The sequence below is a fragment of the Rhizobium sp. BK112 genome, from assembly GCF_014193215.1.
Taxonomy (GTDB): Bacteria; Pseudomonadota; Alphaproteobacteria; order Rhizobiales; family Rhizobiaceae; genus Rhizobium; species Rhizobium anhuiense.
This window is the reverse complement of record NZ_JACHYZ010000005.1, coordinates 344,563-366,936: the sequence shown is the minus strand read 5'-3', so window position 1 is coordinate 366,936 and position 22,374 is coordinate 344,563. Positions and strand designations below refer to the sequence as shown.

Here is a 22,374-nt window from a genome sequence, read left to right as displayed (position 1 = left end):
ACATCCCAAACTTCACATTGATTGAAAGGATATCATCATGTCCGCCTATCTCGTCGTCGATCTCGATATCCACGACCCCGAAGCCATTGCCGATTACCGCTCGAAGGCCCTGCCTCTGGTGGCAAAGGCCGGCGGCCGTCTCATCGCTCTCGATGACGCCCCCCTCGAACTCGAAGGCTGGCAGGCGACAAATATGCTGATCATCGAGTTTCTCGATATGGATGCCATCCGTGGTCTCTTTGCATCGCCCGAATATGCGCCGCTCGCACACCAACGGCAGGCTGCCGCAGGTTCGCGGATCATTGCTTTACGCGGCGTTTAATAACGTTCGAGGGCGCGATCCTGGCAGCATTCGTCAGGGGAAACCGAAACGGCCCGCCGATTACAGCAGAAGGAGCGTGCCGGCGAATTGACGACTTCTTGTTGCGCCTCGACGGCCGCCGATCAGGCGCCAGCCTCCGCCAGGGCCGGCGCCTTTACCTTGTCGATCCGGCACTGGAAGCAGTTGTTGCGCGCGGAGCGCACATGCACATAGGCGATATCAGATCGTCCCAGCAGCTCTTCGCCATAGGCCGGAATATCGCCGATCTCAGTCACCGTGCCGGTACCGTAGACGATGCGGTCGTTCTCGCTGTAGCCGCGGACGATGAAGTCGCGGCTCGTCGTCAGCACCGGCGGCATGATCTCTTCGGCGGCATAACGTGCGCAAGGCTGCTTGTGCAGGAAGACCGGGCCGGTTTCGGCATAGGGCTGCAAGTCCGGAAAGGGCCGGTAGGCGAAAACCAGCAACGCCTCGCCGGCATCGATATTCTGAAGGCAGTGGCGGCAGGGATGGCCGGGACCATCGGAAACGGTCGTCTCGGGCAGCCTGTCATAGGCGTCGCGCCCGCCGTTCCAGAGGTGTTCGGCGTCGGTCGTCGGCATGGCGACAAAACGAATGGCGGTCATGGCAGATCTCCTTTGTGATTGCCATGAAATGCACCCGGACGAGCGTGCAAGCCACCCGTTTCTTGCGCGCCGCAGGCAATGGGCGATCGTGGGCCAGCTTGCCTCTGCGGTATAATGCTATCGTCGCGTCAATCGTGTCTCTCGTCGCCGCGCCGGGTATGTCTGGCGTCTTCATCCCGTGATACACGATCGGGATGGTACATGTACGGCCCATGCTCGGTTTGAGAGGCTGCGCGGGCCGGGCGGCTAACTCCTCACGAATTTCGGTTTCTAGGGATAGATCATGGCTGACGAAACGGCATTGAATTTCGCGCACTTCTATGATGCCGAGCTTGCTCTTCATAACGCGCATTTTCGGGTCGCCGCCGCGGTTGGGCAGTCTGATTGTGTGCTCGATATCGGTTGCGGCGCCGGACAAACCACTCGTGATGCCGCTCGTGTTACAGAAACAGGACGAGCGCATGGAATCGACCTGTCCGTGACGATGCTGGATATCGCCCGTCGCCGCAGCGCCGAGGAGGGGTTGTCCAATGTTACGTTCGAAGTGGCGGATGCACAGAACCATTTCTTCGCACAAGGGGGGGTCGACCTTTGCATCAGCCGATTTGGCGTCATGTTCTTTGCCGATCCGGCGGCCGCCTTCGCCAATATCGCCAACGCCGTACGGCCGGGCGGGCGTTTCGTTTTCATGGTCTGGCAGGGCAGAGATCGCAATGAGTGGGCGACCGCTATACATGAGGCGCTCGACCCGGATTCAACCGGTCCGGTTGCGGCCAGCAAAGCCTTTTCACTGAGCGAACCCTCGGTGACGTCTCGATTGCTCGAGACGGCCGGGTTCACTGCCGTCGAGTTTCGTGAAATCAGCGAGCCTGTGTTCTACGGTCCGGATCCTGAGACTGCATTGGCGACTATTCAGACATTTGAAAATGTCGAGACGGCTCTCAATCATCCCACTGCTGCGTCCGAAATACGGGCGCGTCTACTCGACATGCTGCGAGCGCACCAGACATCCCATGGAATTCAGTTCGATTCGCGCGCATGGCTGATCACCGGCCACCGGCACGGCTAGAGCCTTTCCGGGTCCGCCGCAACACTGCATGACGAAAAGGAGAAACCCTTGGTCGACGTCGATCTCGCGCTGCTGGCGCAACAGAATGCCGAAATACTGGAAGAGCTCAGGGCTCTGCGCCGGGAGGTGGCGGAGCTCAAGGAACAGTCGGGCCGCACGCTCGATTTCGAGCGCCGCAACGATCCGCGCCGCCCGAACAGCCTTACACAGCGTTAGTCATCTCCACCTATGTCGGGGAGGAGGCCGTCAACTTTTCCGCGCGAGCTCCAGAAGCTCCTTGTCGCTCAGCGGCCGGACGATTCCGGTGCCGGTGGAGACGGGGGAGAAGCCGTACATCTGATAGAGCTGCAGCGCGCGCGGGTGGTCGAGATTGTTGGTGGTGGTGGTGACCCGCTTCGGATTGAGCGACCAGATGGCATAGAGCGCCTGCAGCAGGAACCATTTGCCGATGCCGAGACCGAGCGCATGTTCGATCAGGCCGAAATGGCTGAGCTCGATCACATCCTCGTCTTCGCAGAAATATTCGTAGAATCCGGCGGGTGCGCCGTTCACATAGAGAACGCTGATATTGTTGCGCTTGTCGTTCAATGTCTCGGCAAGCTGCTCGTCGCTCATGCGCAACCGGTCCACCCATTGCCAGCGCGCGCCCACCTGCCGGTAGAGATAGCGGTAGAAGGGTAGCGGAATCTGGGGAGCGCGCATGATCGCCGTCTGGATATTGACAGGCACCGGCATGCTTGCCTTCGGCGGCGACGTCATTTCGAGCCGGGTGATGTGAGCTTTTAGCGAAGCAGGTGTCTTCCCCATGGCGATCAGGCTTTGACCGGTGTCGGCGGACCGGTGACGATGGGCGTATCGTCACGGCTGCCCCATTCGCTCCACGAGCCGTCATAAAGCTTGTTGTCGTGATGGCCGAGCGATTCCAGCGCCAGCGTGATGATCGCTGCGGTGATCCCCGAGCCGCAAGAGGTGACGACGGGCTTCGAAAGATCGATGCCGGCATCCTCGATCGTCTGCCTGAGTTCGGGCAGCGATTTGAACCGGCCCTGGTTGGCAAAGACGCCGGAAGGCAGGCTGCGGGCGCCCGGCATATGGCCGGAGCGCATGCCGGCACGCGGCTCGGGCTCGGCGGCGGCGAAGCGGCCGGCGCTGCGGGCATCGGCGATTTGCATGGCACCGCTGGAGACGATGTCGCGCATTCTATCGAGCGTCACCACGCGGCTTTCGTCGAAGTCAGGCGTGAAACTCGCCGGCGCATGCTTGGGTGCTGCGGTTTCCAGCGGACGGCCTTCTGCCTTCCAGCCATCGAGGCCGCCGTCGAGCACGAAGACATTCTTTGCCCCCATCACCCGGAACAGCCACCAGACACGTGGCGAGGCGAACAGGCCGATGCCGTCATAGACGACGATCCGATCCTTCTCGCTGATGCCGAGCCGCCCGACTTCGGCAGCGAAATAGTCGGGCGAGGGGATCGTGTGCGGCAGCGATGTCGAGTGGTCGGCGATCTTGTCCTGGTCAAAGCGGATGGCGCCGGGAATATGGCCGGCCGCATATTCGGCATCGGCATCGCGTTTTTGCGCCGGCAGATAGAAGGAGGCGTCCAGCACGCGCAGATCGGCTTTCCCGAGCTCGGACTGCAGCCAGTCGGCCGAAACGACGAAACGGCTCTTGGTCTCACTCATGATGGTCTCCCTTGATGGTCAGGCTTCGTCGCCGGGCGTGCCGAAGCGGATGCGGAAGCGCCGATTCTCTTTGCCCTTTTTTTCGATCTTGGCGATATGGATCCGTCCGACTTCCTGGGTCTCGGAGACATGTGTGCCGCCGCAGGGTTGGCTGTCAATCGAGGAGTTCTCGCCGATGCAGACGAGGCTGACGCGCCCGAGCCCCAACGGTGGGCGCACATTCTTCGATTTGACGATGTCAGGATTGGCCACAAGCTCCTCGTCGGTGATCCACTGCAGATAGACCGGATGGTTCTCACCGACCAGTTCCATCAGCTTGGCCGTCACCTCATCCTTGTCGATCGTCTCGGCCATGTCGAAATCGACGCGGCTCTCCTCCTCGCCGACGGCAGCCCCGGTGATCGGATAGGAGCAGACGACGGAAAGCAGGTGGCAGGCCGTGTGCATGCGCATCAGCCTGTAGCGGCGCGGCCAGTCGACATGCAGCACCAGCGTTTCGCCGATCACAGGCCTCGGCTCGTTTTCGAGCGGCACATGGATGATGATATCCTTGCTCGGACCATGCTTCGTCTGGCCGAGCGCGATCTTGCTGCCGTCGGCGCGTTCGAACTCACCTGTATCACCAGGCTGGCCACCTGATGTTGCATAGAAACAGGTCTGATCCAGTTCGATGCCCCCGTCTTCGTGAACGGCCGTGACGACCGCTTCGCACGTCGAGAGATAGAAGTCGTCACGATAGAGGGCATTAACGGGCATGGGGTCTCACGCGGGCTCGTAGGGAACGTGGATATCGGGCGACTTGGCCATCCAGCCCGGAACGGGCAGTCCCTTCGATGTCAGGAAATCCGGGTTGAAGAGCTTCGACTGATAGCGGTTGCCGTAGTCGCAGAGGATTGTCACCACCGTGTGACCGGGGCCGAGATCCCGAGCGAGATTGACCGCGCCGGCAATGTTTATGGCTGTCGAGCCGCCGAGGCACAGGCCCTCGTTCTCGACGAGATCGAAAAGATAGGGAAGCGCTTCGGCATCGGAGACCCGATAGGAGAAATCGGGCGTGAAGCCTTCGAGATTTGCGGTGATACGGCCCTGGCCGATGCCCTCGGTGATCGAGGATCCTTCGGATTTCAGCGTGCCGTTCTGGTAGAATTCATAGAGTGCAGCGCCGTCGGGGTCGGCGATGCCGATCTTGACGTCTGATTTGAAAGCCTTGAGGCCGGCCGCCACGCCAGCCAGCGTGCCGCCGGAGCCGACGGAGCAGATGAAGCCGTCGACCTTGCCGTCGGTGTCTTTCCAGATTTCCTTGGCGGTCGTTTCGACATGCGCCTGACGGTTGGCGACGTTGTCGAACTGGTTTGCCCAGATTGCGCCGTTCGGCTCGGTCTTCGCCAGCTGTTCTGCCAGCCGCCCGGATACCTTCACATAGTTGTTCGGGTTTTTGTAGGGAACGGCGGGCACTTCGACCAGTTCGGCGCCGAGCAGCTTCAGCGCGTCTTTCTTTTCCTGGCTCTGCGTTTCCGGGATGACGATGACGGTGCGATAACCGAGCGCCTTGGCGACCAGCGTCAGGCCGATACCGGTATTGCCGGCCGTGCCTTCGACGATGACGCCGCCCGGACGAAGCAGTCCCTTCCGCTCTGCGTCGCGGATGATGTAAAGCGCGGCGCGATCCTTCACCGACTGGCCGGGGTTCAGGAACTCCGCCTTGCCGAGAATGGTGCAGCCGGTCACCTCTGAGGCGCCCTTGAGTTTGATCAAGGGCGTGTTGCCGATGGCTTCGAGGACGGAGGGGTGGAAGGTCATGGAATCTGCCTCTATTCGAACTCTTACTTTAGGAACGGTCTTTTCCCTTCACAAGGCTGGGTTGGCAAGAAAAGCTATTCCACGCCTCTGTTGGACACGATAAAATTTCGCTTTCCTCACCGAAATTGTGTACGGCCCGCGTTCCCGCCCTGTGAGGGTGATCCGAAGATTGACTTTCCCCGTACGGATGACGACAAAGCGAAACGGAGCGCGGCAACAGGGCGTGACCGAAACAGACATGGTTCACGAGCAGATCGACACGATCGATGCATTGATGGCGCATTATGTTGCCGGCTCCTTGCCCGAGCCGGCGCGCGTGCTGGTACAGTCTCATCTCGAAATGAAACCGGACAATCGCATCCTGGTGAACAGCCTCGAGCTGCTGGCCGGCGAAGCGTTGGAAAACGTGCCTGAAGCGGCTATTGCCGATCGCAACGGGCGGCTTGCGGCGATCTTTTCCTCTGCATCTCCCGGAACGCCGCCACCGGCGGCGGCGCGGCCGGAAAACGCGCTGTTTCCCCAAGCCTTGCGCGATCTCGTCGGCTTCGAGGCCGAGGATGTGCCCTGGCGCACGCGGCTGCCGGGCTTCAGGGAATATCCGCTCGACATGGACGGCTGCGAGGTCAACCTGATGTGGATCCGTCCGGGTCGCGCCTTGCCGGCGCACACCCACAAAGGCATGGAACTGATCCTCATTCTCGACGGCGCCTTCAACGATGAACGCGGCCGCTTCGGCCCCGGCGACATCTCTATTGCCGACGAGACGGTCGACCATCGGCCGGTCGCCGAAAAGGACAGGCCTTGCATCGCCTTTGCCGTTTCCGACGGGCCGGTCAGGCTCACGGGATCCTTTCGTCAGCTGATCGGCGACCTGATCGGCTGAAAGCAGCCACAATGGTGTGATAGAGCCATAAATCCGGGAGAGGTGAGGAACTTCCGGACCTGTTTTCACATTGATCAGGCAGCCCGGAGGAACATGTCATGCGTGATTTCATCGCCCGTCCCGAACATGGAATCGTCTGGATCTCGGGCGCGAGTTCCGGCATCGGCCGGGCGCTGGCGCTGAAGCTGGCCGGCGAAGGATACAAGGTCGCCGTCACTGCCAGAAGCCATGAAAAGCTGGTCGAGCTGCAGACCGAGGCCAGCGGCCTTTCCGGCAGTATTGTCGTTCTCGACGGCGACGTCACCGATGCCGAGGACATGGAACATATCATGGCTTCCATCGAATATGAGCACGGCACGCTCGCCATGGCGATCCTCAATGCCGGCGTCTACCTGCCTGTTCATGCCGAGGATCTGAACCGCGCCGATTTCGAGAAGAGCTTCGCCGTCAATCTTTCCGGCGTCGTCAACTGCCTGTTGCCGGCAATCCGCCATATGAAGGAAAAGGGGCAGGGGCAGATCGCCATCGTCTCCTCCGTCACCGGCTATGGCGGCCTGCCGACAGGGGCTGCCTACGGCGCCACCAAGGCGGCGTTGATCAATATGACCGAGAGCCTGAAATTCGATCTCGACAAGATGGGCATCCGCATCCAGCTCGTCAGCCCGGGCTTCGTCGATACGCCGGCGACGCGGAAGAACGCCTTTCCGATGCCGGCCCTGGTATCGGTCGAGGAGGCGGCCCGGCAGATTGCTGCCGGGTTGAAATCGCAGGTCTTCGAGATCACCTTCCCGAAGCGCTTCACCACCATGCTGAAGCTCGGACGCCTGTTGCCTTACAGCGCCTATTTCGCGCTGGTGAACCGCGCGACCGGCTGGCGGGAGCGGCCGCCCTTGGCTGGTCACCATCCGGCGACGCCGCATCCGGCGGAATGATCAACGGCGCGAGAACACGACCTGGCGCACATCGATGTTGCGGGCGCGGAAGCCGGCTTCGCAATAGAACAGGTAGAATTCCCAGAGCCGCTTGAAACGCTCGTCGAAGCCCATCGGACGGATGCGCTCCCAGACCGACCAGAAGCGTTCGCGCCATTCGGCCAGCGTGCGGGCATAGTCGAGCCCGAAGCCGAAATCCTTGACCAGCGACAGATCGACCTTGCCGGCAAGCTCGGCCAGATGATTGCGCGTCGGCAGCATGCCGCCGGGAAAGACGTATTTCTGGATGAAGTCGGGGTTGCTGCGATACTGGTCGAAGGATTCCGGCCGGATGGTGATGATCTGCAGGCCGGCCTTGCCGCCCGGCTTCAGACATTGCCTGAGCTTTGAAAAATAGGATGGCCAGTACCTCTCGCCGACCGCTTCGAACATCTCGATCGAGACGATCCGGTCGTAGAGGCCTGTTTCATCGCGGTAATCCTGGAAGCGGAATTTCACGCGGTCGTCGAGGCCGGCCTTTTGGATGCGCTCCTCGGCAAAGGCGAGTTGCTCGCGGCTGATCGTCAGGCCTGTTACCTTGCAGTTCAGCTCGCTTGCGGCAAACTCGGCAAAACCGCCCCAACCGCAGCCGATCTCAAGCACGTGGTCGCCGGGGCCGATGCCGGTCGCTTCGGCAAGCGCCCGGTATTTGGCATTCTGGGCCGATTGCAGGTCGTTGGCGCCTGTGGAATAGAGCGCTGAGGAATAGGTCATGCTCGGATCGAGCCATTGCCTGTAGAAATCGTTGCCGAGATCGTAATGGGCGGAGATGTTGCGTTTCGAGCCCGTCTTGGTATTGGCGTTCATCCAATGGCGGACGCGCTCGAAAAGGCGGCCGAGGCCGCCCTTGCCATGCGCATAGCTGTGCGCGGCCTCGCCGTTGACGAGGAAGAGCTCGAGGAAGGCGGCGATGTCGGGGCTGTCCCAGTCGCCATCCATATAGGTTTCGGCGACACCGATCGTGCCGCTCGTCAGCGCCCTATAGGCAAGGTTCCAGTTGCGGAGGTGGAGTGCCGCCTTCGGTCCCGCCTTTTTGCCCTCGACCAGCAGCCTGCGGCCGTCGGGGAGTGTGACGGCAAGCGAACCGTGCTGCATGTGCAGAAGTCCGCGCAGGGCTAGCCTTGCCTTGAAGGGCAGACCCTTCACTATGCGGGACATATTTTCGGCCGTCAGCGTCACCGCATCACGAGCCAGCAGGTTCCAATCCTGCGCCTTGCTCATCTTTTCTCCTCCAGCATTTCCGTGCCGGTTAGGGACGACGATACACCCATTATGATATGCGTGGCCGCCCCCTCGGCCATTGCATCGAACGCTACCGCATAATTCCCGAAATCGGAATAGATTTAGCAGTTCAAAAAGTTACGGCTCCTTTGCGCGGGGCAGGCGAGGCTCTCATGTCATTCCGCCGCTTCCGGAAGCGGGCGGGGCTGTCGGACGCTTACTTCAGGGGGCGGTGCCGGACGCCTGATGTAGCGCGCGCCCTTCAGCCACAATTTCAGCGCCTCCCAATGGATCCCGGCGACGATCTTGAAGGTGAGGAAGGGGATGCGCGCCGTGAGCGTGAGCAGCGAGGCACTGGTCAACGGCACCTGTCGTCCGGAAAATGTCGCCGAGAGAAGCGGGCCTTCATGATCGTTTTCCAGGATGCGCCAGCGGATTTCGGCACCGGGCGGCAGCATGCGGAAATGATAACGCGCCGCCATGTCGATAAAGGGCGAAACGTGAAAGCGCTTGTCGCAGCTCTGGCGAAGCCCGCTTTCCGACATCTCACCGGGGCCGACGGGACAGACATAGCTGTGCCGCTCGCCAAACGTATTGCGCACCTCATAGATCATCGCGACGAGTGCGCCGCCGCCATCATAGGCGTGATAGACAGAGAGCGGGTTGAAGACATAGCCGAGAATTCGGGGGTAACAGACGAGCAGGATCCTGTCCGCGCGGTCGAGCCCCGTCTCGGCGAACAGCCGGTCGACATAGGCGCGCAGCGTCGCGCTCCCGGCACTGGCATGGTCCTTCTCGTGGAACGAGACAAGATTGCGCCGATTGACGGAAAACAGCGACGATAGCCTGCCAGCCTCATCCAGCCTGTCGAGGTCTACGAGCAGCGAGAAGACGCGGTAGCGGAAGCGATGACCGAACGGTTTCATCCGTTGATGCATGATGTCGCCGACATAGAGCGTTGCCGCGGCATCTGGTGGAGGGCCGTTGGTCATCGTATTCATGCCGTGTTTTTCGCCGCGCCCTGTCATGCCGCCACGTCCGGTTGAGGCTTGAGGATGGCGGTTCGGGTAGTTCGCCAGGGTATGATCCCGCCCAAGGCTTCCGCCGCCGCCAGACCGGAAACGAGGCCATCCTCGTGGAATCCGTAGCCCGTCCAGGCGCCGGCGAAATAGCAATGGCTTTGTCCCTGAATGGTGACAAGCGCCTGTTGTGCAGCCATGGCGTCCGCCGAGAATTGCGGATGGTCGTAGGTGAATTCGGCAAACACTTTGTCACGTTCCGGCTCCCGGTCGGGATTGAGAGTGACGAACAACGGAAAATTGTCGTCGATGCCTTGCAGCCGGTTCATCCAGTAGGTGACGGCAACGCCGGCATTTCCCTCTTCACGGCTGGAGCGCAAATAGTTCCACGAGGCCCAAAGCTTGCGCCGCTGCGGCATCAACGATTGGTCGCGGTGCAGGACGACGCGGTTCGGCTGGTAGGGAATGGCGGCAAAGAGCCTGCTTTCCCTATCGCTGGCATCGGCGAGCAGGCGTGCCGTCTGATCGCTATGGCAGGCGAAGATCACCTTGTCGAACAGGTGTTCGCCGCCCGTTTCGTCGATGAGCGTCACGCCGTGCTCGGAGCGGATGACGGCGCGAACGCCGCAGGAAAGTTTCACCCGTTCGCCGAGGGGTCGAAGCAGCCGGTCGAGATAGGTGCGGCTGCCGCCGGTGACCGTCCGCCACTGGTGCTGCCGGCGGTAGATCAGCCGGTGATTGTCGAAGAAATTGACGAAGTGCTCGGCCGGAAACTGCAGCATGCGGGCGGACGGCGTCGACCAGATCGCCGCCGCCATCGGCACCAGATAATTGTTGGTGAAACCGGGCGAGAAGCCGCGCCAGTCGAGATAATCGCCGATCGAGCGTGAGGCGAGATGGCCAGCGGCCCGATCTTCGAGGCAACTGCGGTTGAAGCGCAGGATCTCGCGGATCATCCACAGAAATGACGGCCGCAGCAGGTTGCGCTTCTGCGCGAAGACCGAGGACAGTCCGCCGCCGCTCCATTCCAGCCTGCCGTGGTCGAGCGAGAGCGAAAAGCTCATGTCGCTGGCATGCGTCGCAATGCCGAGCTCGGCAAACAGCGCCGTCAGATTGGGGTAATTCTGTTCGTTATAGACGATGAAGCCGGTGTCGACCGCAATCCGAAAGCCGTTGTAATCGACGTCGACGGTCGCCGTATGGCCACCGGCCCGCGCCTGGCTCTCGTAGAGCGTGACGTCGTGCACGGTGTTCAGCGCCCAGGCAGCGGAGGCGCCCGATATGCCGGAGCCGATGACGGCGATCTTCAGCCGGCGCGATGCGGGACGGACATGCGCGTTCATGCGGCATCCCTCATGGCGTTGTAGGCGGCGAGCGCTCGGTTGCGCGCGTTCGCATGATCGACGATCGGTTTCGGATAGGTTTGGCCCAGCGTGATGCCGGCCTCGTCGAGCACGCCTTGCGGCGCCTCGAATGGCCGGTGGATGTATTTTGCCCCGAGCCCTCGAAGCTCCGGCACATGAGCTCTGACATAGTCGCCGCCGGGATCGAAGGTTTCTCCCTGCAGCACCGGATTGAAGATGCGGAAGAACGGCGAGGCGTCGGCTCCCGAGCCTGCCACCCACTGCCAGCTTGCCGCATTGTTGGCGGGATCGGCATCAACAAGCGTGTCACGGAACCAGGCCTCGCCGCGTCGCCAATCGATCATCAGATCCTTGATAAGGAAGGAGGCGACGATCATGCGCACGCGATTGTGCATCCAGCCGTGGCGCCACAGTTGGCGCATGCCGGCATCGACGATCGGATAACCGGTCAGCCCTCTGCACCACGCCTTGAAATCTTCGCCGTCGTTGCACCATTCGAAGCCGTCGAAACGATCGTTCCAGTTGGCCGAGGCAAGACGCGGGAAATGGAAGAGCAGGTGATAGGAAAATTCGCGCCAGGCGATCTCCTTGCGGAAATGCACGATATCGGTTGCCGGCACCCGTTTTGACAGGCCGCGTGTCGCGTGCCAGATGCGGGCAGGGGATATCTCGCCGAGAGCCAGATGCGGCGACAGCATCGATGTTGCCGGTCTTGCCGGATAATCGCGGTTTTGCTTGTAGCCGTCGAGTGCGTCCTCGACGAAAGCATGGAGCTTCTTTCGGGCGCCTTCTTCGCCAGGTGTCCAGAGATCGGCGAAATCGCCCGCCCAAACCGGTTTCACCGGCAGCAGCTTCCAGCTCTCCAGCCTTTCCGACTTCGGACGTTGCGATGCGAGAAGCAGTTTCGCCGGCGCATCCAGCGGCGGCTCCGGTTCGCAGCCGCCCTCCAGCGCGCGCCAGAATGGCGTATAGACGCGATAGGGCGTGCCATTGCCGGTCATCAGCCGGGAAGGTTCGTGCAGCAACTGACCGCCGAAGCTTCTCGCTTCGACCGCCTGCTTCTCCAGTTCATGCTTGATCCGGATGTCGATCGACATTCCGGATGGATCGTAGCGGCGGTTCCAGAAGACGGCTTCCGCGCCGCTTTCCCGGATCAGGGCACAGAGCACCGCAAGCGCATCGCCGCTGGCCAGCACCAGCCGCGCCTGCCGCTTGCGCAGCGAGCCGTCCAGCGCTGCCAGCGAATGGTGCAGCCACCATGCCTGCGCGGCACCCAGTGGACCGGTGCCTGCCGCCTGCGGCTCTCTGATATAGAGAGGGATGACCGGCCGTCCGGAGTGATGGGCGGCGTTGAGAGCCTGGTTGTCGTCAAGGCGCAAGTCCTTGCGAAACCAGAGGATAACAGGTGTTGCCGTGTCCTTTGCCAATGAAGCCATTCCCGTTCGTGTTCTTTCAAGCTGTTACGGAGGTACGGAACACGCGGATCAAAAGTTTCATCCGAAAGAAAAGCTTTCATGGCTGTCATGAAAAAGGCCGGTGTGAACCGGCCTTTTTCAAGCATGGCGCACGTTTGTGCGACATGCTCAGAGCGAGGGACTGTCCGCTCAGTTGTCGTATTCGCGGCAGGCTTCGCTGATCGATGCACCGCTCTGGCCGCCGCGCGTGTCGACGCCGGACATCTGTTGCGGCATTCCGGGGCATTCCATCGTCTGCGGCCGCCCGATGCTCTGGGTCGTCATCGGATCGACCGGCGAGACGGGGACCGGGCGTATGCCATTGTCATCGTTGGTGTAATCGGACGAATAGGTACCCGAGCTCGGATCGGTCGAGCCGCCATTCGTCGGCCCGATCGGATCCGGGTTCGACTGGGCAAAGGCCGACGACGCCATGCCGATCGCGAGTAACGAAGCGGCGATAAGGGATCTAGACATGGGATATCCTCCTTGGATTTTCATCTTGGATGACCCTGATGTAACTGCCGGGCTGAATCATTGTTCCGAAATTTGCCGAAAACCTGCATTCAAGTCGCACGGCGTAGCCGACATGGTTATGCGTAAACCTTAACGGGCGATGTCGCTGGATCGGTGCCAGCGCATGCCCTACTTGCATGCGGAGATACTAAAAAACCGTGGCATGAGGCCGCAATGTTCATCTCCTTTCGCGAAGCCGCAGATCTCGGTCTCCAGATCGCACTTGCACTCACCTTGACGGTGAGCGGCATGGCGGTCGCCTCTTACGCCGTCAGGAATGACAAGACTAAAATTTCCGCGATCAACGTCAGCCGTCCCTCGCTCTGGACCGCCGTTCCGGTGCGCGTCGACTTGACCACACAGACCTACCTGCGTGCCGACGCTCCAGCCGGACTGGAACTCGCCGGCGCCGCGGATGATCTTTGCCACGATCCGATCGGCCTCCGGCTCTCCTGCGACCTGATCACCACGACCGCCAGCACAGCCTTTTAGGCGAAGCCTCTCCGCAGCCTCCAGCCCGCAGGCATAGGCAGCGAGGCAGGCGATGACTTCAGCGCGAACGGCTGGCGGCCGCCGTCTGAACGGGCAGGATCGTCGATGCCTTGATGTCCTTCAGCACAAACATCGTATGCATCTCCTTGATGCCGGGCAGGCGGCGGATCACCGTCATGGCGAATTCGGCATAGCTGTCGAGATCGGCCGCGACCACCTGCAAAAGGAAATCGGCCTCGCCGGCGACGGAATAACAGGCGACCACCGCTTCCAGTGCGCCGACCTCGCGTTCGAACCGTTCGGCCTCGTCATGGGAATGCGTGTCGATCTGGACGCGGACGAAAGCGAGGACGCCGAGGCCGACGGCGCGGCGATCGACAACAGCCTGATAGCCGCGGATGACGCCGGCCTCTTCAAGCCTTTTCACCCTGCGCCAACAAGGCGAGGTCGACATCCCCACGCGTTCGGCAAGCTCCTGGTTCGTCAGCCGCCCCTCGCTTTGCAGCGCCTTCAATATGCGGATATCTCCCGGCTCGAATTCCATGATCGGTATGCCCTTTCGAATTTTTTCGGTCGCCGGGAAAATCCTACCTGATTTGGATGTGAGACGTCAGGAATAGGCAGGATATTTCTCTGCCTTTCGATAGGGTGAGGACGTCGAACCGAGAAGGAGCGGACGAATGATGGTTGAGGACTGGCGTGTCGCCGTGATCGTCGAGCCGGGGCTGCCGGCCGGCGAACTCGCCAATACGGTTGCGGTGCTGTCGATCGGCCTCGGTGCCGCGGCACCCGCACTTGCCGGGGCACGGCTGAGCGATCATGCCGGTCGGGCATTTCATGTCAGTGCCAATAAGCCGGTTCCGGTGCTGCAGGCGGCAGCGGCCGATCTGAGATCGCTCTTGCTGAAGGCACTGCCGGCGCCCGAAGGGGCGCTGGTGGTGCCGTTCCCGCGTTTTGCTCGAGCGCTGCACGTCTATGCCGATTATGAGGCTTCGATGCCCGAACGCGACCTCTCTTCGGAGGTCATCGACGGCGTCGGACTCGCCGGCCCGACGAAATGGATCCGCTCGCTGACGGGCTCGCTAAAGCTGCTTCGTTGATCCGAGTGGCCGGGCGTGTGGATAGGCTCGTCTCGCGAAAGCTTGCAAAAGGCCATGATTTGCCGTTTGATCGAGCGATACGACGACCATCCGACACTCTTCCTTAAAAGGATCCGCCTTTGTCCCTGCCGATGCCCCGCGGCTTCGAGAAGCCTTATGCCGCCTTCCTGTTCGATATGGACGGCACCATCCTCAATTCGATCCGTGCGGCCGAGCGTGCATGGAGTGACTGGGCAAGGCGCCACGGGCTCGATGTCGCAACCTTTTTGCCGAAGATGCACGGATCGCGCGGCATCGACACGATCACCCGGCTGAACCTGCCCGGCGTCGATCCCGAACATGAATCCAGGCTGGTGACCGAGGCCGAGATCGCCGATGTCAGCGATGTCGTTGCCATCCCGGGTGCTGCGGCATTTTTGAGTTCACTGCCGCCGGATCGCTGGGCGATCGTCACCTCCTCGCCTCTGCGCCTTGCCCACAGGCGGCTGGAGGCGGCGGGGCTGCCGCTGCCGAAATTCATGGTGACGGCGGAGGACGTGAAGGTCGGAAAACCCGATCCGCAATGTTACATTCTCGGCGCCGAACGCCTCGGCGTCGGCACGCGGGACTGCCTGGTATTCGAGGATGTCGCAGCCGGCATCACCGCCGGCGAAGCGGCGGGCGCCGATGTCATGGTCGTCACCGCAACCCATCACGACAAGATGGAAACGCCCCATCCGACGCTCTCATCCTATGACGAGATCGCGGTTCGCATCTCTGCCGAGCGTAAGATGCTGATCGTCCCCGCCACGGCCTGACATCAGTCCGGCCGCGTTACAGCATCCTTTGCGCTTTCACTCCGCGGCTGCGGCAAGACATCGATCGATGATCCTGCCGATTTCGCTGCGGCAGGAGCCGCAATTGGTTCCGGCGCTCGTTTCCTTGCCGACCGCCTCGACGCTGTGGCATCCGCCGCGCACGGCGGCAGCGATCTGATTGACTCCGACGCTGAAGCAGGAGCAGACGGTGGCGCCCGGATCCGGCCTGCCGGCTCCGGGACGGCCAGCGACCAGCGCAAAGCGCTTCCTGAGGTCGCCATGCGAGGCAGTAAGCTGCGAGATCGCCCAATTGCGCGCGACGGCGACCGGCTCGCGGGCGAGAAACAGCGCGGCAAGCAGGACCTCGCCATCGAAAAAGGCTAGCCTGAGGTCGCCGGATTGCCGGTCGGCATAACCCAGTGGTTCGACCTCGGCCGGAATGGCGAAAACCGCCCGGCACCAGGCTGTCCAGTCTTCGACAGCTTCACCGAAGGCAAGCTCCAGCCGCCAGCCGCCGGAGGCTTTCGCCAGCGCCCAATAGGCCGCGTTGGGCGTGGCCGGTTTTGTAGCAGAGACGGCGAAGCCATAATGGGTGGCGCGGAAGGGCCGGATGGCGACAGCAACATTCTTCGACGCCGGCTGACCGGAAACGGGATCGGTGATCGGCGCGACCACGGCATCGATCCGCGCTTTCGCGGCGAACTGATCGTTCCAGTGCATCGGCGCAAAGACGCCGCTGCGAGCCTGACGATCGGTCACCAGCGCCCGGACGATCGCCTTGCCATGGGGGCTTTCGATCTCGACCAGACCGGCGCTTGATATACCGGTCTCGATCGCGTCACGCGGATGGATCTCGGCAAAGGGTTCGGCGATGTGGGCGGAAAGGCGTGCGCTCTTTCCGGTTCGCGTCATCGTGTGCCACTGGTCGCGGATGCGCCCGGTATTCAGCGTGAAGGGGAAATCGGCACTGGTGCGATCCGTGGCCGGCGGTTTGACCGCGACAAAACGTGCCTTGCCATCCGGATGGAAGAATCCACCCTCGGCGAAGAAGCGGGTGACGCCGGGTGCGGTCCCTGCCGGCTGCGGCCACTGGAAGGGCGACAGCTCGTCATAGGCGTCGCCGCTGATATCGGCGCGCGCGCCGATGTCGAAATCGCGGCTGCCGTTATTTTCGAAGGCGGAAAGCGCGGCGTGCTCCGCAAAGATTGCGTCTGGCGCATCAAAATCGAAGGCGGCGGCAAATCCCATGCGGCGCCCGACCTCGGCAAGCTGCCACCAGTCGGCTCTTGCATCGCCGGGGAGGCTTAGAAACGGCCGCTGCCGGGAAATGCGCCGTTCGGAATTGGTGACGGTCCCGTCCTTCTCGCCCCAGCCGAGCGAGGGCAAAAGCACGTCTGCGTGCCGGGTCGTATCCGTCTCTTTGAGGATGTCCGACACGACGACGAAGGGACAGGCGGCGATCGCGCTTTCGACGCTATCGGCATCCGGCATCGAGACGACGGGATTGGTGGCCATGATCCAGAGCGCCTTGATGCGTCCGTCGGCCACGGCGCGGAACATGTCGACCGCCTTCAGGCCGGGTTTTGCGGCGATGACGGGCGAATTCCAGAAGCGCTGCACGCGGTCCCGGTCATCGGTATTCTCGATCGCCATATGGGCGGCAAGCATATTGGCAAGGCCGCCGACCTCGCGCCCGCCCATGGCGTTCGGCTGGCCGGTCAGCGAGAACGGTCCCATGCCGGGACGGCCGATGCGGCCGGTCGCCAGGTGGCAGTTGAGGATGGCATTGACCTTGTCGGTGCCGGAGGCGGATTGATTGACGCCCTGGCTGTAGCAGGTGACGACTTTCGGCGTCGTCTCGAACAGGCGGAAGAACTCCCTGATCTGCATGGCCGGCAGGCCGGTGCGTTCCAGGAGTTCGTTGATATCAAGTGCTGCGGCCGCCGCAAAAGCCTCGCCGAAACCTTCCGTATGGGCGCCGATATAGTTCTGATCGATGGCCGGGCTTGTCGCGAGATGGGCAAGCAGTCCCATGAACAGCGCGACGTCGCCGTCGGGGCGGATCGCCAGGTGCAGGTCGGCGATATCGCATGTCATCGTCCGGCGCGGATCGATGACGACGATCCGCATGTTGGGCCGCGCCGTCTTGGCGGCGGCAAGCCGCTGGTAGATGACGGGATGACACCAGGCAAGGTTGGAGCCGGTCAGGATCACCAGATCGGCGAGTTCGATATCCTCATAGGTTCCGGGCACCGTGTCGGCGCCGAAGGCGCGGCGATGCCCCGCCACGGAGGAGGACATGCAGAGCCTTGAATTGGTATCGATATTGGCCGAGCCGATGAAGCCCTTCATCAGCTTGTTGGCGACGTAGTAATCCTCGGTCAGCAACTGGCCCGAGACGTAGAAGGCGACAGCGTCAGGCCCGTGTTCGGCGATCGTTTCAGAAAAACGCCGGGCGACCAGGTCAAGTGCTTCGTCCCAACCGCTCCGTTCGCCTGCGATTTCGGGATAGAGAATCCGGCCATCGAGATCGATGGTTTCGGCAAGGGCGGACCCCTTCGAGCAGAGCCGGCCGAAATTCGACGGATGCTCGGGATCTCCCTTGACGCTGACGGTTCCGGCCTCATCGACCGTGGCGAGGACGCCGCAGCCGACGCCGCAATAGGGACAGGTGGTCTTGACCTCAGCCGCCATCTATTCCGCCGCCATCATCAGGCTTTCGAGCGCGATGAAGAGGGCGCCGTCCTCATTGCGGACCGGGATGGTCCGCACCTGGCCCTCGTCGGCGCCGAGCGCCTTGCCGGTTTCGAGGGAGATCACCCAGTTGTGCAACGGGCAGGTGACCGCCTTGGCATGCACGATGCCCTGGGAGAGCGGGCCGCCCTTGTGCGGGCAGTGGTCTTCGATGGCGAAGACCTCGTTTTCAGCCGTGCGGAAGACGGCGATCTTGCCCTGCGGTGTTTTCACACAGCGCGCGCCGCGTAAGGGGATGTCGGAGATGTCACCGATTGGATGCCAGTTTTCATTGGGCCAGTTCATGTCCATCTCCTTACTCGGCTGCCTGCGGATAGCCGATCGTCGCCATCGGCTTGAACTCGTGCTTGTCCTTGCCGGAAACACGCTCCGACCAGGGATCGACCTGGGCAAATTTCTGGCTGAAGACGAAGCGGTCGTAATAGGCCTGGCGCTTTTCGGCATCGCCCATGATCTGGCGGCGGATTTCCTCCAGGCCGATGCGCTTGGCCCACTTGTAGATGCGCTCGAGATAGCGGGCCTGCTCGCGGTACATCTGCGTCAGCGCCACGATATGCTCCAGCGCCTCGTCCTCGGTCCGGACAAGCCCAAGAACCTCCGTGCCCTTGATGTCGAGACCGGCCGCACCGGCAAAATGGATCTCGAAACCGGAATCGACGGAGATCACGCCGATGTCCTTGCAGGTCGCTTCCGCGCAGTTGCGCGGGCAGCCGGAGACGGCCATCTTCAGCTTGGCCGGCGTCCAGGAGCCCCACATGAATTTCTCGATGCGAATGCCGAGACCGGTGGAGTCCTGCGTACCGAAGCGGCACCAGTCCGAGCCGACGCAGGTCTTCACGGTACGCAGACCCTTGGCATAGGCCTGGCCGGAGACGAAGCCGGCCTTGCCGAGATCGGCCCAGACGGCGGGCAGGTCTTCCTTCTCGATGCCGAGCAGGTCGATGCGCTGGCCGCCGGTCACCTTGACCATCGGGATCTCGAATTTGTCGACGACATCGGCGATGGCGCGCAGCTCGTTCGAATTGGTGACGCCGCCCCACATGCGCGGAACGACGGAGTAGGTGCCGTCCTTCTGGATATTGGCATGCACGCGCTCATTGATGAAACGCGACTGGTAGTCGTCGGCATATTCGTCCGGCCAGTCGCAGACGAGGTAATAGTTGAGCGCCGGCCGACATTTGGCGCAGCCGCAGGAAGTCTTCCATTCCAGCTCCTGCATGACGGCAGGTATGCTCTTCAGGCCCTTGGCCTTGATCAGACGGCGGACATCGTCATGGCCGAGTTCGGTACAGGTGCACATCGGCTGGACGGCGGCCGGATTGTAGCTGTCGCCGAGCGTCAGTGCCATGAGTTGCTCGACGAGGCCGGTACAGGAGCCGCACGAGGCGGATGCCTTCGTGTGGGCACGGACGTCGTCGAGCGACGTCAGCCCCTTGCCTGAAATCGTCGAAGTGATTTTGCCCTTGCATACGCCGTTGCAGCCACAGATCTCCGCGTCATCCGGCAAGGCTGCAACGGCCGCCATAGGGTCCAGCGGCGACCCTCCCTGATAGGCCTGTCCGAAGATCAGCGTCTCGCGCATCTCCGAAATATCGGTGGCCTTCTTCTTCAGATCGTTGAACCATGCCCCGTCGGCGGTCTCGCCGTAAAGCACAGTGCCGATGATCTTGTTGTCCTTCAGCACCAGGCGCTTATAGACGCCGGCGCTGGCATCGCGCAGCACGATCTCCTCGCGGTCGTCGCCGTCGGCGAAGTCACCGAGTGAATAAAGCTCGATGCCGGTGACCTTGAGCTTGGTCGGCGTATCGGCGTGAACGAAGGCGGGCGAGCGATCGCCAGAGAGATGCGCGGCAGCGATTCGGGCCATTTCATAGAGCGGCGCAACGAGGCCATAGACCATGCCGCCCACTTCGGCGCATTCGCCGAGCGCGAGAATATCGCCATCCGAGGTCTGCATGCCGGAATCGACGACGATGCCGCGATTGACCGCAATGCCGGCGTCCTTCGCAAGGCCGACACTGGGACGAATGCCGACGGCCATCACAACAAGCGTTGCCGGGATGATGCGGCCGTCGTCAAGCTCGATGCCTTCGACCTTGCCGTTGCCGATGATCGCCTTGGTATTGGCCTTGCAGATGACCTTGATGCCGCGCTCCTCGACCGCCTTCTGCAATAGATAGCCCGCGGCGGGATCGAGCTGGCGCTCCATCAGCGTCGGCATGACGTGCAGCACGGTGACGTCCATGCCGCGCTGGGCAAGACCGGCGGCTGCTTCCAGGCCAAGCAGGCCGCCGCCGATCACGACAGCCTTTTCGCGCGACTGGGCGGCAAGCAGCATGGCCTGCACGTCGTCGAGATCGCGATAGGTGATGACGCCGGGCAGATCCTTGCCGGGAACGGGGATGATGAAGGGCACGGAACCGGTTGCGATCACCAGCTTGTCGTAGCTTTCGGTGACGCCGTGGTCGGAGGTGACGGTCTTGGCGACCCGATCGATATTGACGATCTTGTGGCCCTTGTAGAGCATGATGCCGTGCTTGATATACCAGCCGTCACCGTGAATGATGATCTGCTCGTAGTCCTTTTCGCCGGAGAGAACCGGCGACAGCATGATGCGGTCGTAGTTGACGCGCGGCTCGGCATTGAAGATCGTAACTTCATAGCGTCCGGGTGCCTGTTCGAAGAGGTGCTCCAGCATGCGCCCGGGCGCCATGCCATTGCCGATGATGACGAGTTTTTCGGTCATATTTCCAAGTCCTTAGATCAGGTTGCAGCCACGGGCGCCGAGTGCCCTTGGCGCGACAGTTGCTTGACGGACAGGTGCATCCAGATGAGTGAGGTGACGACGATCGCAAAGAGCAGCAGGAAACAGCTGGACCAGAGGCCGGTCATGTCCTTGAGGAGTCCGAAGGCGATCGGAAGGATGAAGCCGCCAAGGCCGCCCATCATCCCGACGACGCCGCCGACTGCGCCGACGTTTTCCGGATAGTAGGCCGGAATGTGCTTGTAGACGGCGGCCTTGCCGAGGCTCATGAAGAAGCCGAGCACGAAGATCACCACGATGAAGATGACCGGCGTGATGGTAGTAGCCGGTAGCGACAGGATGAGGGTGGCGACGGCCGACACGGCAAACATCGTATACATGACGCTGCGCGCGCCCTTCTTGTCCGACAGCACGCCGCCGAAGGCGCGGAAGATGCTGCCGGGAATGGAATAGGCGGCCGCGATCATGCCGGCAGTTTCGAGGTTGAAGCCGTAGACGCCGACGAGGTAGCGCGGCAGCCACAGCGACAGGGCGACGAAGCCGCCGAAAGCGAAGAAATAGTAGAGCGAGAAGCGCCAGACCTGAACGTTCTGCAGCGGCGCAAATTCCTGGGCAAAACTCTTGGACGCGACGTTGCGCTCGCGGCGGAGACGGTAGGCCGGATCATCGGTCGTGGTGAACCAGAAGACGATTGCCATCAGCGCCAGACAGACGGCCCAGATCTCGGCAACCGCCTGCCAGCCCCAGGCGAGCAGCACGAAAGGAGCGGCGAATTTGGTCACGGCTGCGCCGACATTGCCGGCGCCGAAGATGCCGAGCGCGGTTCCCTGCTTCTCCGCCGGAAAGAAAGGCGAGACATAGGCGACACCGACCGCAAACGAGCCGCCGGCAAGGCCGACACCGAGGCCGGCGATCAGCATTTGCGTATAAGTCTGGGCATAGGAGAGCAGGAAGGTCGCCAATGCGGCGGCCAGCATGGTGAGCGTGTAAACGAGACGGCCGCCGTAACGCCCCGTCCAGATGCCGAGGACGATGCGCACGAGCGAACCGGTCAGCACCGGAGTGCCGACCAGCAGGCCGAACTCGGCCTCGTTCAGCCCGAGATCCTGCTTGATGCGAATGCCGATGATCGCGAAGATCGTCCAGACGGCAAAACAGAGGGTGAAGGCGACCGTGGAAATCCACAATGCTTTGGCTGGTTCGCCGGCGGACATGGGTGGCACTTTCTCGATGACAGACATAACTTCTCCGGGGCCCGACAAGGTCGTGCCGATCCATCGCTGAGGGTTAAAACAAAAAGCCGCTGGTCAGGACGCGCATACACGAGGTGCGCGAAATATCCTGATCAGCGGCTTTGCTGGTGGCGCCCGCCGTTGGACGCCGAATTCTTGGGCCTTCCGGCCGGTTACCCGGAGACAATCGACATGATCGCCCAGGTATTTGATTTCAAATCACCGAGATCTGCTTCTTCCATTTGAAGAGGATCTCCGTGTCTTCCGTGAACGCCTGCTGGCGCTCTTTCTGCGCAGATCGCCTTTGA

Annotated in this window: 23 protein-coding genes; 8 read left to right on the top strand and 15 right to left on the bottom strand. The window is 61.9% G+C overall.

The window, feature by feature from the left end; translation table 11 throughout:
- The first annotated feature begins 37 nt into the window (after window positions 1-37).
- Window positions 38-322 carry a DUF1330 domain-containing protein gene (locus tag FHT75_RS17275; RefSeq protein WP_028757378.1) on the top strand — a complete coding sequence of 95 codons (285 nt, stop codon included), beginning with the start codon at window positions 38-40 and terminating at the stop codon, window positions 320-322.
- A gap of 122 nt (window positions 323-444) precedes the next feature.
- On the opposite strand, the gene FHT75_RS17270 is transcribed toward FHT75_RS17275, so the two are convergent.
- A complete protein-coding gene (locus FHT75_RS17270; protein WP_183845031.1) occupies window positions 445-948 on the bottom strand; it encodes a DUF1203 domain-containing protein in 504 nt (167 codons plus the stop codon).
- Window positions 949-1,228: 280 nt separating this feature from the next.
- Between FHT75_RS17270 and FHT75_RS17265 the strand changes: the two genes are divergently transcribed.
- Window positions 1,229-2,017, top strand: coding sequence for a class I SAM-dependent methyltransferase (locus tag FHT75_RS17265; protein ID WP_183845054.1), 789 nt, complete (start codon window positions 1,229-1,231; stop codon window positions 2,015-2,017).
- A 48-nt stretch (window positions 2,018-2,065) separates the two neighbouring features.
- Complete coding sequence (locus FHT75_RS17260) at window positions 2,066-2,233, top strand: hypothetical protein (protein ID WP_179869553.1); 168 nt, start codon at window positions 2,066-2,068, stop codon at window positions 2,231-2,233.
- 30 nt (window positions 2,234-2,263) lie between these two features.
- On the opposite strand, the gene FHT75_RS17255 is transcribed toward FHT75_RS17260, so the two are convergent.
- Genes FHT75_RS17255 through FHT75_RS17240 form a run of 4 tightly spaced genes read right to left on the bottom strand, consistent with a single transcriptional unit; the run spans window position 2,264 to window position 5,499 of the window.
- The gene (locus FHT75_RS17255) at window positions 2,264-2,824 is read right to left on the bottom strand and encodes a GNAT family N-acetyltransferase (RefSeq protein WP_029867988.1); all 561 of its coding nucleotides are present in this window, start codon (window positions 2,822-2,824) and stop codon (window positions 2,264-2,266) included.
- A 5-nt stretch (window positions 2,825-2,829) separates the two neighbouring features.
- Window positions 2,830-3,699 carry a 3-mercaptopyruvate sulfurtransferase gene (gene sseA / locus FHT75_RS17250; protein ID WP_183845032.1) on the bottom strand — a complete coding sequence of 290 codons (870 nt, stop codon included), beginning with the start codon at window positions 3,697-3,699 and terminating at the stop codon, window positions 2,830-2,832.
- Between the two features lie 18 nt (window positions 3,700-3,717).
- Window positions 3,718-4,455, bottom strand: a complete 738-nt coding sequence (locus FHT75_RS17245) for an alanyl-tRNA editing protein (protein WP_097631432.1) — start codon at window positions 4,453-4,455, stop codon at window positions 3,718-3,720.
- Window positions 4,456-4,461: 6 nt separating this feature from the next.
- Window positions 4,462-5,499: a cysteine synthase A gene (locus FHT75_RS17240; RefSeq protein WP_029867991.1), complete on the bottom strand. Its 1,038-nt coding sequence runs from the start codon at window positions 5,497-5,499 to the stop codon at window positions 4,462-4,464.
- 223 nt (window positions 5,500-5,722) lie between these two features.
- Here FHT75_RS17240 and FHT75_RS17235 point away from each other — a divergent pair, with 223 nt between their 5' ends.
- On the top strand, window positions 5,723-6,382 hold the full coding sequence (locus FHT75_RS17235; RefSeq protein WP_176707380.1) for a ChrR family anti-sigma-E factor: 660 nt from the start codon (window positions 5,723-5,725) through the stop codon (window positions 6,380-6,382).
- A gap of 98 nt (window positions 6,383-6,480) precedes the next feature.
- On the top strand, window positions 6,481-7,314 hold the full coding sequence (locus tag FHT75_RS17230; RefSeq protein ID WP_063475421.1) for an SDR family NAD(P)-dependent oxidoreductase: 834 nt from the start codon (window positions 6,481-6,483) through the stop codon (window positions 7,312-7,314).
- Here the strand turns inward: FHT75_RS17230 and FHT75_RS17225 are convergent, their stop codons facing one another.
- The 5 genes from FHT75_RS17225 to FHT75_RS17205 all read right to left on the bottom strand — a co-directional run bounded on the left by FHT75_RS17225 (window position 7,315) and on the right by FHT75_RS17205 (window position 12,888).
- The gene (locus FHT75_RS17225; protein WP_047614699.1) at window positions 7,315-8,574 is read right to left on the bottom strand and encodes an SAM-dependent methyltransferase; all 1,260 of its coding nucleotides are present in this window, start codon (window positions 8,572-8,574) and stop codon (window positions 7,315-7,317) included. It lies immediately after the preceding gene.
- Window positions 8,575-8,750: 176 nt separating this feature from the next.
- Window positions 8,751-9,602: a DUF1365 domain-containing protein gene (locus tag FHT75_RS17220; protein ID WP_063475422.1), complete on the bottom strand. Its 852-nt coding sequence runs from the start codon at window positions 9,600-9,602 to the stop codon at window positions 8,751-8,753.
- A complete protein-coding gene (locus tag FHT75_RS17215) occupies window positions 9,599-10,936 on the bottom strand; it encodes an NAD(P)/FAD-dependent oxidoreductase (protein WP_063475423.1) in 1,338 nt (445 codons plus the stop codon). Before FHT75_RS17215 ends, FHT75_RS17220 begins: the two co-directional genes overlap by 4 nt.
- A complete protein-coding gene (locus tag FHT75_RS17210; RefSeq protein ID WP_063475653.1) occupies window positions 10,933-12,384 on the bottom strand; it encodes a cryptochrome/photolyase family protein in 1,452 nt (483 codons plus the stop codon). Before FHT75_RS17210 ends, FHT75_RS17215 begins: the two co-directional genes overlap by 4 nt.
- A 177-nt stretch (window positions 12,385-12,561) precedes the next feature.
- Complete coding sequence (locus FHT75_RS17205; RefSeq protein ID WP_028757671.1) at window positions 12,562-12,888, bottom strand: hypothetical protein; 327 nt, start codon at window positions 12,886-12,888, stop codon at window positions 12,562-12,564.
- 213 nt (window positions 12,889-13,101) lie between these two features.
- Between FHT75_RS17205 and FHT75_RS17200 the strand changes: the two genes are divergently transcribed.
- Complete coding sequence (locus FHT75_RS17200; protein WP_063475424.1) at window positions 13,102-13,419, top strand: hypothetical protein; 318 nt, start codon at window positions 13,102-13,104, stop codon at window positions 13,417-13,419.
- A 58-nt stretch (window positions 13,420-13,477) separates the two neighbouring features.
- Here FHT75_RS17200 and FHT75_RS17195 read toward each other — a convergent pair whose 3' ends face one another.
- Window positions 13,478-13,963 carry an Lrp/AsnC family transcriptional regulator gene (locus FHT75_RS17195; RefSeq protein WP_028757669.1) on the bottom strand — a complete coding sequence of 162 codons (486 nt, stop codon included), beginning with the start codon at window positions 13,961-13,963 and terminating at the stop codon, window positions 13,478-13,480.
- A gap of 136 nt (window positions 13,964-14,099) precedes the next feature.
- Here FHT75_RS17195 and FHT75_RS17190 point away from each other — a divergent pair, with 136 nt between their 5' ends.
- Together FHT75_RS17190 and FHT75_RS17185 are read left to right on the top strand one after the other, a co-directional pair.
- Window positions 14,100-14,519, top strand: coding sequence for a DUF2000 domain-containing protein (locus FHT75_RS17190; protein ID WP_028757668.1), 420 nt, complete (start codon window positions 14,100-14,102; stop codon window positions 14,517-14,519).
- Window positions 14,520-14,638: 119 nt separating this feature from the next.
- Complete coding sequence (locus FHT75_RS17185; RefSeq protein WP_047614706.1) at window positions 14,639-15,316, top strand: HAD family hydrolase; 678 nt, start codon at window positions 14,639-14,641, stop codon at window positions 15,314-15,316.
- Window positions 15,317-15,352: 36 nt separating this feature from the next.
- Here the strand turns inward: FHT75_RS17185 and FHT75_RS17180 are convergent, their stop codons facing one another.
- Genes FHT75_RS17180 through FHT75_RS17165 form a run of 4 tightly spaced genes read right to left on the bottom strand, consistent with a single transcriptional unit; the run spans window position 15,353 to window position 22,075 of the window.
- Window positions 15,353-18,010, bottom strand: coding sequence for a nitrate reductase (locus FHT75_RS17180; RefSeq protein ID WP_063475425.1), 2,658 nt, complete (start codon window positions 18,008-18,010; stop codon window positions 15,353-15,355).
- Window positions 18,011-18,361 carry a nitrite reductase small subunit NirD gene (nirD, locus tag FHT75_RS17175; protein WP_047614709.1) on the bottom strand — a complete coding sequence of 117 codons (351 nt, stop codon included), beginning with the start codon at window positions 18,359-18,361 and terminating at the stop codon, window positions 18,011-18,013. It abuts the gene before it with no gap.
- 4 nt (window positions 18,362-18,365) lie between these two features.
- Window positions 18,366-20,816, bottom strand: coding sequence for a nitrite reductase large subunit NirB (gene nirB / locus FHT75_RS17170; RefSeq protein WP_063475426.1), 2,451 nt, complete (start codon window positions 20,814-20,816; stop codon window positions 18,366-18,368).
- 17 nt (window positions 20,817-20,833) lie between these two features.
- Window positions 20,834-22,075, bottom strand: coding sequence for an MFS transporter (locus FHT75_RS17165; RefSeq protein WP_063475427.1), 1,242 nt, complete (start codon window positions 22,073-22,075; stop codon window positions 20,834-20,836).
- Window positions 22,076-22,374 lie beyond the last annotated feature (299 nt).

Excerpts from the sequence above, each read along its gene's own strand:
- FHT75_RS17275 (WP_028757378.1), top strand. The coding sequence starts at position 38 with ATGTCCGCCTATCTCGTCGTCGATCTCGATATCCACGACCCCGAAGCC.
- FHT75_RS17270 (WP_183845031.1), bottom strand. The coding sequence starts at position 948 with ATGACCGCCATTCGTTTTGTCGCCATGCCGACGACCGACGCCGAACAC.
- FHT75_RS17255 (WP_029867988.1), bottom strand. The coding sequence starts at position 2,824 with ATGGGGAAGACACCTGCTTCGCTAAAAGCTCACATCACCCGGCTCGAA.
- sseA (WP_183845032.1), bottom strand. The coding sequence starts at position 3,699 with ATGAGTGAGACCAAGAGCCGTTTCGTCGTTTCGGCCGACTGGCTGCAG.
- FHT75_RS17245 (WP_097631432.1), bottom strand. The coding sequence starts at position 4,455 with ATGCCCGTTAATGCCCTCTATCGTGACGACTTCTATCTCTCGACGTGC.
- FHT75_RS17240 (WP_029867991.1), bottom strand. The coding sequence starts at position 5,499 with ATGACCTTCCACCCCTCCGTCCTCGAAGCCATCGGCAACACGCCCTTG.
- FHT75_RS17230 (WP_063475421.1), top strand. The coding sequence starts at position 6,481 with ATGCGTGATTTCATCGCCCGTCCCGAACATGGAATCGTCTGGATCTCG.
- FHT75_RS17225 (WP_047614699.1), bottom strand. The coding sequence starts at position 8,574 with ATGAGCAAGGCGCAGGATTGGAACCTGCTGGCTCGTGATGCGGTGACG.
- FHT75_RS17220 (WP_063475422.1), bottom strand. The coding sequence starts at position 9,602 with ATGACAGGGCGCGGCGAAAAACACGGCATGAATACGATGACCAACGGC.
- FHT75_RS17215 (WP_063475423.1), bottom strand. The coding sequence starts at position 10,936 with ATGAACGCGCATGTCCGTCCCGCATCGCGCCGGCTGAAGATCGCCGTC.
- FHT75_RS17205 (WP_028757671.1), bottom strand. The coding sequence starts at position 12,888 with ATGTCTAGATCCCTTATCGCCGCTTCGTTACTCGCGATCGGCATGGCG.
- FHT75_RS17200 (WP_063475424.1), top strand. The coding sequence starts at position 13,102 with ATGTTCATCTCCTTTCGCGAAGCCGCAGATCTCGGTCTCCAGATCGCA.
- FHT75_RS17195 (WP_028757669.1), bottom strand. The coding sequence starts at position 13,963 with ATGGAATTCGAGCCGGGAGATATCCGCATATTGAAGGCGCTGCAAAGC.
- FHT75_RS17190 (WP_028757668.1), top strand. The coding sequence starts at position 14,100 with ATGATGGTTGAGGACTGGCGTGTCGCCGTGATCGTCGAGCCGGGGCTG.
- FHT75_RS17180 (WP_063475425.1), bottom strand. The coding sequence starts at position 18,010 with ATGGCGGCTGAGGTCAAGACCACCTGTCCCTATTGCGGCGTCGGCTGC.
- nirD (WP_047614709.1), bottom strand. The coding sequence starts at position 18,361 with ATGGACATGAACTGGCCCAATGAAAACTGGCATCCAATCGGTGACATC.
- nirB (WP_063475426.1), bottom strand. The coding sequence starts at position 20,816 with ATGACCGAAAAACTCGTCATCATCGGCAATGGCATGGCGCCCGGGCGC.
- FHT75_RS17165 (WP_063475427.1), bottom strand. The coding sequence starts at position 22,075 with ATGTCTGTCATCGAGAAAGTGCCACCCATGTCCGCCGGCGAACCAGCC.